This is a genomic window from uncultured Jannaschia sp., assembly GCF_947494025.1.
In the GTDB taxonomy this organism is placed as follows: Bacteria; Pseudomonadota; Alphaproteobacteria; order Rhodobacterales; family Rhodobacteraceae; genus Jannaschia.
In genome coordinates this window covers 42,268-59,319 of the sequence record NZ_CANLTQ010000011.1, presented here as the reverse complement: position 1 = coordinate 59,319, position 17,052 = coordinate 42,268, and the positions used below count along the sequence as shown (strand labels likewise).

At 69.1% G+C, this 17,052-nt stretch carries 12 protein-coding genes and 1 pseudogene; 9 read left to right on the top strand and 4 right to left on the bottom strand.

Annotation, left to right across the window (positions count from 1 at the left end; translation table 11 throughout):
• The first annotated feature begins 18 nt into the window (after nucleotides 1-18).
• Nucleotides 19-2,313, top strand: coding sequence for a molybdopterin-dependent oxidoreductase (locus Q1B08_RS13445; protein WP_299819707.1), 2,295 nt, complete (start codon nucleotides 19-21; stop codon nucleotides 2,311-2,313).
• Between the two features lie 307 nt (nucleotides 2,314-2,620).
• Here Q1B08_RS13445 and Q1B08_RS13440 read toward each other — a convergent pair whose 3' ends face one another.
• On the bottom strand, nucleotides 2,621-3,550 hold the full coding sequence (locus tag Q1B08_RS13440; protein WP_299819705.1) for a ring-cleaving dioxygenase: 930 nt from the start codon (nucleotides 3,548-3,550) through the stop codon (nucleotides 2,621-2,623).
• 346 nt (nucleotides 3,551-3,896) lie between these two features.
• On the opposite strand from Q1B08_RS13440, the gene Q1B08_RS13435 reads away from it, so the two are divergent.
• Nucleotides 3,897-4,439, top strand: a complete 543-nt coding sequence (locus Q1B08_RS13435) for a response regulator transcription factor (RefSeq protein WP_299819703.1) — start codon at nucleotides 3,897-3,899, stop codon at nucleotides 4,437-4,439.
• Here the strand turns inward: Q1B08_RS13435 and Q1B08_RS13430 are convergent.
• The gene (locus Q1B08_RS13430; protein ID WP_299819701.1) at nucleotides 4,396-5,682 is read right to left on the bottom strand and encodes an O-acetylhomoserine aminocarboxypropyltransferase/cysteine synthase family protein; all 1,287 of its coding nucleotides are present in this window, start codon (nucleotides 5,680-5,682) and stop codon (nucleotides 4,396-4,398) included. The two genes, Q1B08_RS13435 and Q1B08_RS13430, sit on opposite strands and share 44 nt — an antisense overlap.
• A 1,140-nt stretch (nucleotides 5,683-6,822) precedes the next feature.
• On the opposite strand from Q1B08_RS13430, the gene glgX reads away from it, so the two are divergent.
• The 4 genes from glgX (at nucleotide 6,823) to Q1B08_RS13410 (ending at nucleotide 12,764) form a co-directional block, all read left to right on the top strand.
• Nucleotides 6,823-9,003, top strand: coding sequence for a glycogen debranching protein GlgX (gene glgX / locus Q1B08_RS13425; protein WP_299819778.1), 2,181 nt, complete (start codon nucleotides 6,823-6,825; stop codon nucleotides 9,001-9,003).
• Nucleotides 9,004-9,192: 189 nt separating this feature from the next.
• Nucleotides 9,193-9,732 (top strand): DUF2243 domain-containing protein, encoded by a 540-nt coding sequence (locus tag Q1B08_RS13420; protein WP_299819688.1) that lies wholly within the window; start codon nucleotides 9,193-9,195, stop codon nucleotides 9,730-9,732.
• A gap of 157 nt (nucleotides 9,733-9,889) precedes the next feature.
• Nucleotides 9,890-11,101 (top strand): MBL fold metallo-hydrolase, encoded by a 1,212-nt coding sequence (locus Q1B08_RS13415; RefSeq protein WP_299819687.1) that lies wholly within the window; start codon nucleotides 9,890-9,892, stop codon nucleotides 11,099-11,101.
• 199 nt (nucleotides 11,102-11,300) lie between these two features.
• Complete coding sequence (locus Q1B08_RS13410; RefSeq protein ID WP_299819686.1) at nucleotides 11,301-12,764, top strand: DUF2231 domain-containing protein; 1,464 nt, start codon at nucleotides 11,301-11,303, stop codon at nucleotides 12,762-12,764.
• Between the two features lie 202 nt (nucleotides 12,765-12,966).
• On the opposite strand, the gene Q1B08_RS13405 is transcribed toward Q1B08_RS13410, so the two are convergent.
• Together Q1B08_RS13405 and Q1B08_RS22050 are read right to left on the bottom strand one after the other, a co-directional pair.
• Nucleotides 12,967-13,365, bottom strand: coding sequence for a PIN domain-containing protein (locus Q1B08_RS13405; protein ID WP_299819685.1), 399 nt, complete (start codon nucleotides 13,363-13,365; stop codon nucleotides 12,967-12,969).
• 114 nt (nucleotides 13,366-13,479) lie between these two features.
• Nucleotides 13,480-13,551, bottom strand: a pseudogene (locus tag Q1B08_RS22050) (hypothetical protein); the annotation flags it as partial.
• 594 nt (nucleotides 13,552-14,145) lie between these two features.
• Between Q1B08_RS22050 and Q1B08_RS13400 the strand changes: the two are divergent.
• Genes Q1B08_RS13400 through Q1B08_RS13390 form a run of 3 tightly spaced genes read left to right on the top strand, consistent with a single transcriptional unit; the run spans nucleotide 14,146 to nucleotide 17,008 of the window.
• Complete coding sequence (locus Q1B08_RS13400; protein WP_299819684.1) at nucleotides 14,146-14,691, top strand: TRAP transporter small permease; 546 nt, start codon at nucleotides 14,146-14,148, stop codon at nucleotides 14,689-14,691.
• A complete protein-coding gene (locus Q1B08_RS13395; RefSeq protein ID WP_299819683.1) occupies nucleotides 14,691-15,968 on the top strand; it encodes a TRAP transporter large permease subunit in 1,278 nt (425 codons plus the stop codon). Before Q1B08_RS13400 ends, Q1B08_RS13395 begins: the two co-directional genes overlap by 1 nt.
• A gap of 38 nt (nucleotides 15,969-16,006) precedes the next feature.
• Entirely contained in the window at nucleotides 16,007-17,008 is a 1,002-nt protein-coding gene (locus tag Q1B08_RS13390; protein WP_299819682.1) for a DctP family TRAP transporter solute-binding subunit, read from the top strand.
• Nucleotides 17,009-17,052 lie beyond the last annotated feature (44 nt).

The following is a 17,052-nucleotide window of genomic DNA, read 5'->3' as shown; positions in this document are numbered from 1 at the left end:
ACGAGAGGATAGACGGACATGGCAGAGGACGGACCGAACTGGGGATTGCCCCACAGCTCCCATTGGGGCCGCTTCCGCGGCCGCCTGCAGGGGGATCGTCTCGAGATCCGGCCCCATCCAGACGATCCCGATCCCTCCCCGCTGCTCGAGAACTTCACGGATGCGCTTCGTCACCGTGCGCGGGTCGCGCGACCCGCGATCCGGCGCGGCTGGCTGGAGCGCGGTCCCGGGCCCGACGATCGCCGGGGAACGGACGAGTATGTGGAGGTCCCCTGGGACGAAGCGCTCGACCGGCTCGCCGCCGAGCTGCTGCGCGTGCGCGACGCCCACGGGGCCGAGGCGGTGTTCGGCGGCTCCTACGGCTGGGCCAGCGCGGGCCGGTTCCATCACGTCCAGGGCCAGCTGCACCGCTTCCTGAATGTCGCCCTCGGCGGCTATGTCGGGTCGGTCGGCAGCTACAGCGCCGGGGCCTCGACGTTTCTGCTGCCCCATGTCGTCGGATCGTTCGAGGCGATCTCGCGCCATAACGTCACCTGGGCGCAGATTGTCGAGCATACCGATCTGGTCATCGCGTTCGGCGGAATGGCCGTGAAGAACACGAACGTCGCGGCAGGCGGCATTTCTCGGCATATCGAACGGGGATCGATGGCCGAGGCCGCCGCGCGCGGTACGCGCTTCGTCAACGTGAGCCCCCTTCGGGGGGACTTTCCGCCGGAGGCGCGGGCCGAGTGGATCGCGCCCGATCCCGGCACCGACACCGCGATGATGCTGGCCATGATGCATGTCCTCGACGCGCGCGGCCTGGCCGATCGAGGCTACCTAGAGACGCACTGCGTCGGCGCGGACAGGCTGCTTGCCTATGTTCGCGGCGATGCGGACGGCGTGGCGAAGACGCCCGACTGGGCCGCCGCCATCACCGGCCTCGACGCGGAGGTCATCGCCGCCCTGTCCCTCGATGCCGCGAAGGGCCGGACGCTGATCACGGTGTCGCATTCCCTGCAACGAGCCGAGCATGGCGAGCAGCCGGTCTGGGCCGGGATCGCGCTCGCCGCGATGCTGGGCCAGATCGGATTGCCGGGAGCGGGATACAACTACGCGCTCGGCTCGCTCGGGCATACCGGCCGCGTCCCGATCGACCTGCCCCTGCCGACGCTTCCCCAGGGCCGGAACGGGGTGGAGGCGTTCATTCCCTGCGCGCGCATCTCCGACATGCTGCTGAACCCGAACACCGCGTTCGACTTCAACGGCCAGCGCCTCACCTACCCGGAGATCAAGCTGGTCTACTGGGCCGGGGGCAATCCGTTCCACCATCACCAGGATCTGACGCGACTGACCCGAGCCTTCGCCGGGATCGACACGCTCGTCGTGCAGGACTTCGCCTGGACGGCCAGCGCACGGCATGCGGATATCGTCTTGCCGGCCACCATGAGCCTCGAACGGGAGGATATCGGCGCCGCGAAGACCGACCTGCAGATGGTGGCGATGCGCGCGCTCGCGGAGCCGTTCGCCGAAGCGCGGGACGACTTCGCGATCTTCCGGGATCTCGCGGCCCGCATGGATTGCGAGGATGCCTTCACGGAAGGGCGCGACGCCGAAGGCTGGCTGCGCCACCTCTACGAGCCGACCCGCGCGACGCTCGAGGCCCGCGGCCTTCCGGCGCCGGACTTCGAGGCGTTCCGCGCGGCGGGCGAGGTCGACCTGCCGGCGCCCGTCGACGACGGCGGCATGCTGCGTCGGTTCCGAACGGACCCGGTCGCGCATCCCCTGCCAACACCGAGCGGCCGGATCGAGCTTTATTCCGAGACGATCGCCGAGTTCCGCTACCCCGATTGCCCGGGGCATCCGGCGTGGCTCGACCGGGTCGAGGTGCCCACGTCGTCCTGTCCGCTGTGGCTGGTCTCGAACCAGCCCGCGACGCGCCTGCACAGCCAGCTCGATTTCGGCGCGGCCTCGCAGGCCTCCAAGCGCAAGGGCCGTGAGGTCGCGTATCTCAATCCCGACGACGCGCGGGATCGCGGCGTCGCGGACGGAGACCTCATCCGGATCTCGAGCGACCGGGGCGCGTGCCTGGCGGCCGTCGCGATCACCGACTCGGTCACGAAGGGGGTCGTCAACCTTCCCACGGGCGCTTGGTACGACCCGGTCGACCTCGATGGACAGCGGATATGCCAGCACGGCAACCCCAACGCCGTGACGCGTGACGCCGGGACTTCGCGCCTCGCGCAGGGGTCCACGGGCCAGCTCTGCTGCGTGCAGGTCGAAAAGTGGCAAGGCGAGGTGTCCGACATCAGGGCCTTCGACGGCCCGCGATAGGGGAAACCCGTTCCGGCCCGCCCGACTGACGCGGCGGATCGCAGACGTCCCGTCGCGCAGCGGCGTCGCGCTTTCCCCGGTACGGGATATGATCGCGCACTTAGCGGCGCATGTCGACGGCAACGCGCCCGAGCCGGGCTGCGTAGCCGAAGCGTTTGGGCGCATGGCCCTGAAGGTCATCCTGCTTCCGGCCGGGTGCATCGCCCCGGCCCGAGGGTCGCGCCGGAAAAGCCGAAGACGTCGGCGTGTCCTGACAAAGCCGCAGGACGAGGTGACTCTTCGCCGCCCGGCCGGCCGCCGCTCCGGATCACGGGTCCTTGGCCGGCCGTAGCGGGGGCAGGACGCGCTCGATGCGGTCCCGCATCCCCTCGTATTTCGGCGGCAGCATCAGTGCCTGCCCCATCGTCTCCGCCGGCTCGTCGGTGGCGAAGCCCGGCGGGTCGGTCGCGATCTCGAAGAGCACGCCGCCCGGCTCGCGGAAGTAGATCGCATTGAAGTATTGCCGGTCGATCACCGGGGTCACGTCGAACCCCGCCGTCGCAAGCCGGTCGTGCCAGCCGCGTTGCACCGCGTCGTTCTCGGCGCGGAAGGCGACGTGGTGGATCGTGCCGGCCCCGCTGCGCCGGATTGCCGGCGCGTCGGATCGCATGATGTCGATCGTCGCGGCCCGGCCGCCCCCTGGTGCCTCGAAGCGCAGGCGCTCCACGCCCTCGCAGCTTTCGCGGCCCGCCTCCGCATAGCCGAACAGGTCGACAAGCAGGCGGGCCGTCGGCTCGGGATCGCGCTCCCACAGGGTGACGGAATGGAAACCGTCAAGCGCCTCGCCCGATGCGGCCCCGCTCTCGACGAGTTCCACCGGCGCGCCGTCGGGATCGCGCAGGACGAGCAGACGCTGGCCGAACCGTTCCGCGGGGCCATCGAAGTCCGCCGTATCGCGCGCGAGCCGATCCATCCAGAGGTCGAACGCCCGTTTCGACACGGCATAGGCCACCGCGCTGGCCATGCCGGACCCGACACGGCCCGGTCCGGCATCGGCAAAGGGGAAGAAGGTCATGATCGTGCCGGGCGTGCCGGCCGCGTCGCCGTAATAGAGGTGGTAGGTGTCCGGCGCGTCGAAGTTGACGGTCTTCTTGACGAGCCGCTGGCCGAGGCGGCCTGCGTAGAAGTCGAGGTTGGCCTGCGGTGCGCCGCAGATCGCGGTCACGTGGTGCAGGCCGGGTATGGCGCCGAGGGGCATGGTCGATCTCCGGGTTCGGGTTTGTCTCGGTCGGACGTCGCGGGGCCGGACGGACCCGACAAGGATACATCACGCCGCCCGCGGATTGCGGATACCCGGGGCGGCGGGATGAACTTGGCTTCGTCGTCCAGAACCGTGTCGGAGCGGCCGCGGGTCCATTCCATCTTCGCCCCCTTCGATCAGCTCTCGCCGGGAGAAGACGAAGGCCCGTTGGATGTAGCACGGCCCCCCATCGGCGTCCCGCCAAAGGCCATGAACCACGCGTTGCGCGGATGGCGATCGGGTCGCCGGGCACCACATCGAAGGACGCGCCGAGGATTGGCCGCTCGTCCTGCCCGCCGATCACGTGGACGAACGACGCATCCAGACCGCCATCACGCTCGGCGTGCGGGGCATCGTGCCGACGGAGATGACGCCGGAGGTCGCGGCCGCCGCGATCCGGTCCATCCTCGCGGGCAGGTCCTACTACCCGCATGCGACGTCGATGGGCGCCCGGATGTCGCCCTTGATGATGCAGACACCGCCCGAGACGTCCCCACCGAACGGGCGGGGCCCGCCGGGCAAGGGTTTCCGGTTCCGCATCAGCGCCAACGATGACCGTCTCACCCGGCGGCAGCGCGACGTCCTCATGGAGCTGGAGAAGGGGCTCACCAACAAGGCGATCGGCCGTGAGCTCGACCTCCTGTCGGAGGCGACGGTCAAGGTCCATGTGCGGCATCCGATGCGCAAGCTGGGCGCGACCAACCGGACGCAGATGGCCCTTCTGGTGTGCGCGACGCGGAACGCGCCGGACGCGCGCAAAAGATCCCGTCGACCCCGTCAGGGGCCGTCGGGACGCCGCGCCATCAGGACGTGGCCGCAGACAGAGCCTGATCCAGGTCGGCGATGATGTCGTCCGGATCCTCGATCCCGATGGACAGGCGAACCACGTTCGGCGCGGCGCCGGCGGCCATCTGCTGCTCGGCCTCGAGTTGCCGGTGGGTGGTGGAGGCGGGGTGAATCACCAGCGACCGCGTGTCGCCGAGATTGGCGACGTGGCTGAAAAGCCGCAGCGCATCGACCAGTTTCACGCAGGCGTCGTAGCCGCCCCGGACCCTCACGGTGAAGAGCGCCCCCGCCCCCTTCGGCACGATCCGCTTCGCCCGCTCGTGATAGGGCGAGGAGGGAAGGCCGGCATAGGTCACCGCCTCGATCCGGGAGTCGTTCTCCAGCCATTCGGCAACCTTGCGGGCGTTCGCGACGTGGCGCTCCATCCGGAGGCCCAGCGTCTCGATCCCCATCAACGTGTAATGCGCGCCCTGCGGATTCATGGTCATGCCGAGGTCGCGCAGGCCGATGGCGATCGAATGGAACGTGAAGGCCATCGCGCCAAGCGACGCGAAGGTCAGGCCGTGATAGGCCGGCTCCGGCTTCGACAGGGCCGGGAACTTGTCCGAGGCGCTCCAGTCGAACCGGCCCGAATCCATCACCGCGCCGCCGGTGACCGTGCCGTTGCCCGTGAGGTACTTGGTGGTCGAATGGACCACGAGCGTGGCGCCATGCTCCATCGGGCGGCAGAGCCAGGGCGTCGCGGTGGTGTTGTCGACGATCAGCGGAATGCCGTGGCGGTCGGCGATCCGCGCCATGGCGTCCAGATCGGTGACGTAGCCGCCGGGATTGGCGATCGTTTCGCAGAAGATCGCGCGGGTGTCGTCGTCGATCGCCGCCTCCACCGCGTCGAGGTCGTCGGTGTCCACGAAGCTCGCCCGCCAGCCGAAGCGCCGGATCGTATGGGTGAACTGCGTGACGGTGCCGCCATAAAGCCGGGAAGAGGCGACGATGTTGCGCCCCGGCTGCATCAGCGGGAACAGCGCCATGATCTGCGCCGCGTGTCCCGACGAGCAGGCGATGCCGCCGGCCGCGCCCTCGAGCGCCGCGATCCGCGTGGCCAGCGCCTGCACCGTCGGGTTGGTCAGCCGCGAATAGATGAAGCCGACCTCCTCGAGGTTGAAGAGCTTGGCGGCGTGGTCGGCGTCCCGGAACACGTAGGCCGTGGTCTGGTAGATCGGCACCTGACGCGCGCCGGTGGCGGGGTCCGGCTCGGCCCCGGCATGGACGGCCAGCGTGTCGAAGGCGTAGGTTCGGTCGGACATCGCAAACTCCCCAATCATGGCGGCGCTCGGGATCCGTCGCCGCCTTCGCGCCCGATCCTCGGGATCATCGGCGTATTACGCAAGATGCCCGAGGGCGCCGCCGTCGGTTTGTCGCCGCGCCGGGCCCGTCGCCGGCGAGATCCCGTCCGCGAGAGAGCCGCCGTCGACGGCGGCGATGTCCGTGCCGGTCACGAAGTCCGCCGCGCGGACAGGTTCACACGCCGTGCCGAAGCGATCCGCGGGAATGCGCGGCCTCCTTGTGCGCGGCCGGCATGCGTTCGCATCTCAGCTCGGTCAGAAAGAAACGGGGCAAGGTCGAGTTCACCCTGCACGCCAGCCCCGCCCATTCGGCACCCGGTGTGCGGGTAAGACCGAGGACGCCGTGCCTGCCGATGACGCAGACGGATGCGTCGGGTCAGCCGCAATGCGCGGCGCGCGAGGCGATGTTGACGATGGCGCCGCTTCCGCGTGCACGCACCGCCCGCAGTCCGTGCGGCGGAAGGCACTCCGCAGGTCGGCCATCAACACGATGGGGTCATCCGCCGAGCCGATCTTGCCGGCCGAACGGCTCCCGGTCGTGTTTCGGCCATTGGCGAAGATGTCGGGCAAGCCGAGCAAGGCCGCGAACACGATCCCCGCGACGACGAGGTGGCCGATCGAGACCTGTCCGATGGGGCCTTTGGCGGATCATTCCGACGCCGGGCGGGATGATCGACATCGGCACCGCCGCGAAGGACGGGATCGCGCCGACGAACCCGCGCGGCAGGCTCCGCAAGCCGTCCCGCCAATCCCGCCTGCCCCGTCGCAGCACCGCCCGACTCTTCGCGGGGGAGCCGTTCCCGCGCGGACCCCTCGCGGTCCTGGAAGGGAGACACGGCGCGGGCGGCGGACCCGCCTGCCGTGCGTCCGTACGCGTCCTGACGGCGCCCCGCCATGCGGATCGAGCGTGCCCGGACGCTCGTGATCCACACGCCCGTCGGTCGGTCCCGACCCCGCGCGGAGCATCACGGCGACGTGTCCCGCCGCGGCAGGCGACGGAACCGGGTCGATGCGATCGCGTTACCCGACGCTCCCTACTTGTCAGGCACTCCGCATATGAAACACGATTCCCTTCAATCGGCAAAATCGGTCGCGTCGCAGATGACCGTCCCGATCCGCGAAGGACGCCCCTTCCCGCTCGGGGCGACCTGGGACGGGCTGGGCGTCAACTTCGCGCTGTTCTCCGCCCATGCCACCAAGGTCGAGCTGTGCCTGTTCGACGAGACCGGCCAGAAGGAGATCTCGCGCGTCGAGCTGCCGGAATACACCGACGAGGTCTGGCACGGCTACCTGCCCGAGGCCCGCCCCGGAACGGTCTACGGCTACCGCGTCCACGGCCCCTACGAGCCGGAGGCGGGGCACCGGTTCAATCCCAACAAGCTCCTGATCGATCCCTACGCCAAGCAGCTCGTCGGCAAGCTCGTCTGGGGGCCGGAACTGTTCGGCTACACGCTGGACCATCCCGACAAGGATCTGTCCTTCGACGAGCGCGACAGCGCCCACATGGTGCCGAAATGCCGCGTGATCGACCCGGCCTTCACCTGGGGAACGGAGCGCCGGCCCATGGTGCCCTGGGACCGGACCATCACCTACGAGATGCACGTGAAGGGCTTCACCGCCCTAGACCATCGTGTGCCCGAAGCGCAGCGCGGCACCTTCGCCGGCCTCAACCATGCCCATGTCGCCGGCTACCTTCGCGACCTCGGCGTGACCTCGGCCGAACTCCTACCGATCCACGCCTTCGTCGACGACAGCTATCTTGAGGAAAAGGGGCTGCGGAATTACTGGGGTTACAACTCCATCGCCTTCTTCGCCCCCGAGGCGCGCTACCTGCACGGGAACACGGTCAACGAGTTCAAGGAGATGGTGAACCAGTTTCACCATGCGGACATCGAGGTGATCCTCGACGTGGTCTACAACCACACCGCCGAGGGCAACGAGCTGGGCCCGACGCTCAGCTTCAAGGGGATCGACAACGCCTCCTACTACCGCCTCATGCCCGAGGAGCCGCGCTACTACATCAACGACACCGGCACCGGGAACACGGTGAATCTGTCGAACAGCCGCGTGCTGCAGATGGTGGGCGACTCCCTGCGCTACTGGGCGACCGAGATGCGGGTGGACGGGTTCCGCTTCGACCTGGCGACCATCCTCGGCCGGGAGCCGCACGGCTTCGACGAGAACGGCGGCTTCCTGCATGCCTGCCGGCAGGACCCCATCCTGTCGCGGGTCAAGTTGATCGCGGAGCCCTGGGACATCGGGCCGGGCGGCTACCAGGTCGGGCACTTTCCGCCGGGCTGGGCGGAATGGAACGACAAGTACCGCGACACCGTGCGCGCCTTCTGGAAGGGCGAGGAAGGGACGATGGGCGAGTTCGCGGCCCGCGTCGCGGGATCGGCCGACCTGTTCGACAAGCGCGGCCGCAAGCCCTGGGCCAGCGTCAACTTCATCACCGCGCATGACGGCTTCAACCTCAACGACCTCGTCAGCTACGACGAGAAGCACAACGAGGCCAACGGCGAGGAGAACCGCGACGGGCACTCGAACAACCATTCCTGGAACCACGGGGTGGAGGGGCCGACCGACGATCCCGAGATCATCGCGCTGCGCGAGCGCCAGAAGCGCAACATGCTCGCCACGCTCCTGCTGTCCCACGGCACGCCGATGATCCTCGCCGGCGACGAGTTCGGCCATACGCAGAACGGCATGAACAACGCCTACGCGCAGGACAACGAGATCACGTGGCTGGACCGCGACGGCGCCGGCCCCGAGGGGTCGAGCCTCCGCGAATTCGTCCGCCGGCTGGTCGCGCTGCGGCAGGCCTATCCCCTGCTCCACCGGAGCCGGTTCCTGTCGGGCGCCTACAACGCGGAGCTCGACGTCAAGGACGTGACCTGGCTCGACCCGCTCAGCAACGAGATGACCGACGAACAATGGACGGATCCGAATGCCCATTGCTTCGGCATGCTGCTCGACGGCCGGGCGCAGCCCACGGGCATCCGGCGCCGCGGCGACGACGCGACGCTTCTGGTGGTGTTCAACGCCCATCACGACGTGGTGGAGTTCACCCTGCCCGAAGCGCCGGGCGGTTCGCGATGGATGGGCCTGATCGATACCAACGATCCGGAGCGCCTCGAACCCCCGGCGTTCCCGTTCGGCCATGCCTATGCCGTGACGGGCCGATCCCTGCTGCTCTTCGTCCTTACCGAGGAGGAGTCCATGCCGCGTCACTTGCGCGAAGGATTGTCGGCCATGATGGCGATCGCGGACCGGCCCCTCTAGCCCGGCCCGCTGGCCCCGTCGGTCCGGCCGGATCGCGGGCGCCCGCATCTCCGTGGCCTGTTTCCGGCCACGGAGATGTGCCGGCAGGGATCGCTCCCATGTCCTGCCACGGGAACCGGGGAGCGTGGGCACGGGAACGCTTCGCCTTGCCGGCCCGTTGTGACGCAGTCCCAACACGGTTCTTGCCGAATGCCCCGCACGACGCCCCTGCCCGAGACCGAACGCGCCGCCACGACCTTTCCGACCGCCGCCGGCATCTTTTTCGGCCTCGGCATCGGCGGGTTCTTCGACGGGATCGTCCTCCACCAGATCCTTCAATGGCACCACATGGCCAGCAGCGCGGGCTTTCCGGTGGACACGGTCGAGGGCCTGCGCGGGAACACGCTCTTCGACGGGCTTTTCCATGCCACGGCCTACGTCTTCGTCCTTGTCGGCCTCGTCCTGCTTTGGCGCGCGGCGCGGGGCACGCACCTGCGCTGGTCCAACCGCCTGCTGGCAGGCACGCTCCTGATGGGTTTCGGGCTCTTCAACGTCGCCGAAGGGCTCCTCAGCCATCAGATCCTCGGATTGCACCATGTCAACGAGACCGTTCCCCGAGCGCAATGGATCTGGTGGGATGTGGGCTTCCTCGTCTGGGGGGCGGCGATGATCGCGGGCGGCTGGGCGTTGTGGCGCGCGTCGCGCAAAGCACAGGCCGAGGCGAACGCGGCGGCGACGGGCGGGCCGTGACATCGGAACGCCGCGTCGTACCCCGCGTTGCGCCTTTGTGATCTCGGGAGGCCATCATGATCGACGCATCAACCCCGCATGACCCGTCGGACAAGCGCCCGCCCGGCCCGGCCGGACCTATCGAGGCGATCGCCCGGGCGAACCGGGGTGGCCGATCATGATCCCGCCCCGCCTTCATGCCGCGCTCGACGCGCTGTCCGCGGCCGCGCTTGTCGCGGCGCCCCGGATCCTGCGCTGGAACAGACGGCTCCACGCGCCGCTTGCGGCGGCCGGCGCCGGTGTCGCGGCCTATAGCCTGCTGACCCGCTACGACCGGCCCTCGACGGCGCCGCTGTCGATGTCCGAGCATCTGGCGCTCGACGCGCTTCAGGGCGCGGGCTTCTGCGCCGCCGCCGCGATGCTCAAGCACGAGCCGCCGGAGGTGCGGGGATTGCTGGCAGGCTACGGCCTGTTCTCGATCGCGGTGGCGCTTCTGACGGACCGGCCGGAACGGTCACAGCGCCGCGTGGGTCGCCAGGTTCCGGTCGGCGCGGACGCGATCGCGCGGATCGAGCGCGGGTCGCGCATCCGCGAGGTGGCGCCGGAACTCGCCTATCGCCGGCTCGGCATCGTCAACGTCGCCTTTCTCGGGCCACGCGGCGCCGGCGACCGGAACTGGATCCTCGTCGATGCCGGCCTGACCGGCACGGCGCGCCCGATCGCGGCGGCGGCGACGGAACGGTTCGGATCCGGCGCCCGCCCCGCGGCCATCGTGATGACCCACGGGCATTTCGACCATGTCGGCGCGCTCGAGGAACTGGCCGAACGCTGGGACGCCCCCGTTTTCGCGCACCCGCTGGAACATCCCTATCTCGACGGCTCGCGGGCTTACCCCCCGGGCGATCCGAGCGTCGGCGGCGGGGCGATGGCGGCGCTCGCTGGCCTGTATCCGACCGCGCCCGTGGACGTGCGGCCGCGCCTCCGTTCCCTGCCCGACGACGGTACGGTCCCGGGGGCGCCGGACTGGCGCTGGCTCCATACGCCCGGCCACGCGCTAGGCCACATCTCCTTGTGGCGCGCGCGCGACCGGACGCTGCTTGCCGGCGACGCCGTCGTCACCACGCGCCAGGAATCCGCCTATGCCGTGGCGACGCAGGCCCCCGAGATCCACGGCCCGCCCGCCTATTTCACGACGGAATGGGACCAGGCGCGCGACTCCGCGCGGCGGCTGGCCGAGCTCGCGCCCGACCTGATCCTGTCGGGCCACGGGGCCCCGCTGGCCGGGCCGCGGGTGTGCGACGCCCTGCACCGGTTGGCCCGCGATTTCGATAATGTGGCCAGACCTCGCGGCAGCCGCTACGCAAGCCCGCCGACGCGCTCCGAGGCCTGACCGCCGGTCTGACGCCCCATGCGAACGCTCTTCCGAGCGCGTCGCAAAAACCGCAACGGTCGCGTCAACCGACGGAATGGCGGGAAACCAAATCATCCGGGCCCTCGTTGGCCCCCCGAGCGGCGCGCGCGGAGGGCCGCGGTTGCCCCCGGCGCGGCACTTGCCCGCCTGCCGTGCGGATCGAGAAAGGGAACGAGTCATGAGCCAGCGAACCGAGCGCATCGTTGCCGCCATCGAGGGCGAGGAGCGGCTCGACCGTCCCTCCTACGACGTCGCCAACGCGGCCTCGCTCGCGCTCCAGCCGATGGGACGCGCGGCGCAGCCGATCGAGAACGCGCTGCACGGGACGTGGCTCGGCCACCCGCTGCACCCGCTGCTCGCGACGCTGCCCGTCGGCGGCTGGACGCTGGCCTTCGCCCTCGATACGGCGGAAACGCTGGGCCTCTCCGACGATCCGCGGACGGCGCGGGCGGCCGATATCGCGCTGGCGGCCGGCGCGGGCGGGGCCGTCGCCGCCGCGGCGGCCGGGATCGCCGACTGGCGGCAGATCCACGGCCGCGACCGCCGCACCGGGCTCGTCCACGCCGCCGCGAACTCGACCGCGCTCGCGCTTGCCCTCGGCTCGCTCGCGCTGCGCCGGCGCGGCCGCCGCTCCGCGGGCCGGGCGCTGAGCGGCGCGGGATGGGCCGCGATGGCGGCGGGCGCCTGGCTCGGCGGCCACCTCGTCTATCGCCGCGGCGTGGGCGTCGATCAGGCCGACCGCTCGCCCGAGCCGCGCGCCTTCATGCCGGTCCTTCCCCTCGACGCGCTGGAGGAGGACCGGCCGCGCCGCGTGGAGGTCTGGGACGAGGCCGCGCGCGCCGGGATCGGTGTCGCTCTGGTGCGCCATCGCGGGCGCGTCCACGCGATGGGGTCGCGCTGCTCCCATATGGGCGGCCCGCTCGACGAGGGCTGGGTGCAGGATGGCGGCCTCGTCTGCCCCTGGCACGGTTCGCGCTTCTGCCTCCGCGACGGGCGCGTGCTCGACGGCCCCTCCACCGCGCCGCAGCCGCGCTACGACGCGCGTGTGCGAGGGGGCCAAGTCGAGATCCGCCGTGTGCCGGAGCCGGGGGACGAGGCGCTCACCCCGCAGGAGATCGACGCCGCCACGCAAGGGCCGGAGCCGTCCCCGCCGCCCGGGGCGCGCAAGGCCGACGAAGTGCTCTTCGAGCATCACGAGCTCATGCGCCGGCTCTTCGAGCGGATCGAGGCGATGGCGCCCGACGACCCGGAGCGGCGCGACGTGATGCGTCTGCTGGCGGGTGAGCTCGAGATCCACGAGCATGTCGAGGACGAGATCTTCTACCCGGCCGTCCGACCCGTCAGCGAGGACGTGCCCGTCGCCCATGCGGAGCACCAGCAGCTCGCCGACATGCTCGCGGTGACGCTGCGGCTCGGGCCGTCGAGCCCGGAATTCGAGGCGCAGCTTCGCGCCCTGCACGAAGCGGTCGACCACCATGCCAGCTCCGAGGAGCGCTCGATGTTCAAGGAGGCGCAGCGTCTCGGCGACGCGCGGCTGCGCCAGATGGGGGCCGAGATCGAGGCGATGCTCGACCACGAGCGCGAGTCCCGCGCCCGCAGCGCCTTCCGCGACCTCAAGATCCGCCTGCTCGAAGGGGTGTGAGCACGCCCCGTCCGGCGGTGGCCGGATCGCGGGCCGGGGTCACGGCATCCGGCGCCCGATCCGGCCAACGGCCCGCGCCCTTTGTCGCGCTTCCCGGCACGGCGGTCGGACGGGGATACCCGGGGCGCTGAACCTGCACCGGCGGCCACGCTGTGATCCCGGGGAAGCGGTGCCTAGGCCAGCGATCGCGCCGCCCGGCCCGTCACGGCGCGATCAGCTCCACCGACGGGAAGTAGGTGCGATACCGCGTCACGTCCCGGGTGAGCAGCGGGCGGGCGGCCAGCGCCGCCTGCGCGCCGACGAAGAAGTCCGGCAACACCCCCACCCGCGTGCCGCCCGAGCGCCGATAGGACCGGAACGCCTTGCCGGCCAGAACCAGCGCCGCGTCCGGCATCGCCGTCCGCCGGAGCCCCGCCTGCGCCACGAAGGCGTCGAGATCCTCGATCCGCTCGTAACGCACGGACAGCTCGCCACAGACGACGTCGCCGATCACGAGCAGTCCGCGAAGCGCCGCCTCTTCGAGCCGCGCCAGCGACCCGTCGGCGTGGATCGGGTCGTCCGTCACCAGATCGAGCAGGACGTTCGTGTTGATAAAGGTCACGCCCCGTCCGAGACCTCCCCTCGCGTCAGCGCGATGATTTCCCCGGTGGAGGGTCCAGGCCCGGCCTGGCCGCGCAGATCGGCCAGCGTCCGGCGCGGCGCCTTCGGGCCGTAGCTCGACGCGACCGTCCTCCGTCCGTCCGAAGCCCACGCGGCTGCCGGGCTCGATTCCGAGAAAGTCGCGCACCGGCTTCGGGGATGGTCACCTGTCCCTTGGATGTCACGGTCGTCGGCAAATCGGCTCCGAGAGGTAATACATTCATATGGAGGGCATTACTTTCACGCTGCGAATTCCAGGGCGGGATCGGACAGCGCCAACCGGTTCGGCATGGCCTCGAACCGGTGGCGGCTCATGCCGAACCCCCGACCGACCGCACCGCTTCGGCCACCGATCGGCCCTGCGTTACCAGCACGTCCACCTGCCGTGGCTTCACGACGATCTCCTCCGGCTTGCGCCTCTTCTGTCCCGTTCCATCGTCCTCCCTCCCGCCCAAAAGCCTACTACAGGGAGGACCACTCTCGAGGGGGCAGACCGCCGCCGGCCGAGGCGGAGGCGGGGGCGAGCTTCCATGCAAGACACGACCGCAGTTCGCGCATCAGCCCCAGACAACTTGGCGACGCCAACGCAACAGTCCCGTTGACAATGCCATTCAGCCCTTGTCCACCTGACAGGTGCCGGGAGGACGGCGCTGACCATGATGTCGTCCGGCCCGGTCCGGGTCCGCTGGGAGAGGGAACGGATGCGTCCGACGATCGATGACATGCGTGCTGGAGTGGCTCTATGGGACGCCTGATTTCCGCGGCGACACGCCTGACAGAGATGGCGATGGTGATCCTGCTCGCTGGAATGGCGATGATGGTCTTCGTCAACGTCGTGTTGCGCTACGGTCTCAATTCGGGGATCACGTTCTCCGAGGAGCTCAGCCGCTACTTCTTCGTCTGGCTGACCTTCATCGGCGCCGTCATCACGTTCAAGGAGAACGCCCATATCGGAGTGGAGACGATGGTGCGCCTGTTCGGACGACGCGGCCGGCTGATCTGCATGTTCATCACCAACGTCATCGTCCTGATCTGTGCCGTAGTCTTCTTCCACGGCACCTGGGTGCAGCACCCGATCAACGCCTCCATGACGGCGGCGGTCGTCGGCATCTCGCTCATCTGGGTGTTCGGGGTAGGCTATTTCTCCGCCGCGGGAATCGGTCTGATCGCGGCCGTCCGCCTCGGCCAAATCGTCACCGGACGGATGCCGGAGGAAGACATCGCCCGTTTCGCCGGTGATTACGACGACGGTCCCGGAGAGCCCGGTCACAAAGCGGAGCAGCGCTGATGGTCATCGGCGTCTTCATTGCCGCGCTCTTCGGCACGCTCGCCTTCGGAGTGCCTGTCGCCTTCGCGCTGATGTTCACCGGCATCATCCTCATGAGCTACATGGGGATCTTCAACACCCAGATCATCGCCCAGCAGATGATCTCCGGGGCCAATACCTTCACGCTCCTGGCCATTCCGTTCTTCCTGCTGGCCGGGGAGTTGATGAATGCCGGCGGATTGTCCCGCCGGATCGTGCATTTCGCGGTAGCCTGCGTGGGACACGTGCGCGGCGGGCTCGGAATTGTGGCGATCATCGCCGCAGTCATCATGGCGTCGTTGTCGGGCTCCGCCGCGGCAGACTCGGCGGCGCTCGCTGCGATCCTGATCCCGATGATGCGCGAGGCGGGCTACCACGTGCCGCGCGCCGCGGGCCTCATGGCAGCAGGCGGCGTCATCGCCCCCGTGATCCCGCCCTCCATCGCATTCATCATCTTCGGCGTAGCGGCCAACGTGTCGATCACGGGCCTGTTCATCGGGGGCATCGTGCCGGGTATGCTGATGGCCCTGTCGCTTGTCGGAATGTGGCTGATCGTGGCGCGACGGGACAACGTGAAGACCCTACCGAAGCGCTCCGGCAAGGAGCGGCTGCGCGCGACCCTGGATGCGCTCTGGGCCCTCATGATGCCGGTCATCATCCTGGGAGGCATCCGCTTCGGTGTCTTCACTCCCACCGAGGCAGCGGTGGTCGCGGCGGTCTACGCGCTTTTCGTCGGGCTCTTCGTCTATCGCGAACTGCACCTGCGGGAACTCTATACCGTCCTTCTGAACGCCGCGAAGATGACGGCGGTGGTCCTGTTCCTGGTGGCCGCGGCTCTTGTCACGTCCTGGCTGATCACCTCAGCGAACATTCCCGCACAGATCGTTGGATTCATCGAACCCCTGATGGACAACCCGCGCCTCCTGATGCTGGCCATCATTACGCTGGTCTTCGTGATGGGCACCGTGCTCGACCTCGCGCCGACCATCCTGATCCTGGCGCCGGTACTCATGCCGGTCATCCGCGCGGCAGGGATCGACCCGGTCTATTTCGGGGTGATCTTCGTAATGACCACCTGCATTGGCCTGATCACCCCGCCCGTAGGCGTCGTGCTGAACGTGGTCAGCGGTGTCGCCCGCGTGCCTCTGGGCCAGGTCATCGGCGGCGTGATGCCGTTCCTGCTCGCGCAGGTCGTTGTCCTGGTCCTGCTCGTTCTGTTTCCCGAACTCGTCACCGTACCGCTGAACGCGTTGCGCTGACGGCCCGACATCACGTCCATCAGGAGGAGGAGGACACCATGACCATGAAACATCTACTTGCGGCGACCGCCCTGGTCGCGCTCGCTGCCCCGGTCCAGGCACAGGTGCAGGAGCGCACGATCCGCATTTCCAACGGCGTAGCCGAGGATCATCCGGTCGCCGATGGCATCGAAGCCATGCGCCAATGCACCGACGAACGCACCGACGGCGCCTGGACCCTGAACGCGTTCTGGAGTTCCGCCCTCGGTGACGACCTGCAGGCGACGCAGGCCTTGCGATCGGGCGTGCAGGAAATGGTCATCACCTCGACCTCTCCCATCGTGGGCATCGTGCCGGAACTTGGCGTGTTCGACCTGCCCTTCCTCTTCGCCAACGCGGAGGAAGCGGATGCCGTCCTCGACGGTGAATTCGGCGAGTTCATCTCCGAACGGATGCTGGATTCCGGCCTCGTGAACCTTTCCTGGTGGGAAAACGGCTTCCGCAACCTGTCGAACAACGTGCGGCCCATCGAGTCTCTCGAGGATTTCCAGGGCATCCGCACCCGCGTGATGCAGAACAACATTTTCCTCGACACGTTCCAGACCCTCGGCACCAATCCCACGCCGATGGCCTTCGGCGAGGTCTTCACCGCGCTGGAGACTGGGGCCATCGACGCGCAGGAGAACCCCTACGTCACGATCGACACCTCGCAATTCTACGAGGTGCAGGATTACGTCTCCGCGACGCAGCATGCCTACACGCCGTTCCTGGTGCTGTTCTCGGGGCCGATCTTCCAGACCTATTCCGAGGAGGAGCAGCAGATCCTGAGAGACTGCGCCATGGCGGGTCAGAGCGTCCAGCGCGAGGCGAGCCGGGAATTGGCCGGACAATCCCTTGAGCGAATCACCGAGGCCGGCACGGCGTTCAACGAGATCTCCGAGGAGAACATGGCCGAGATCCGCGATGCGGTGCTGGGCGTCTATGAGCGGAATGCCGATACGATCGGACAGGACGTGATCGACCGCGTGCAGAGCCAGCTCGCCGAGATTCGCGGCGAGTGATCTCGACACCGGGCGGGGCCGTGCGGCCCCGCCCCCCGCAGGAG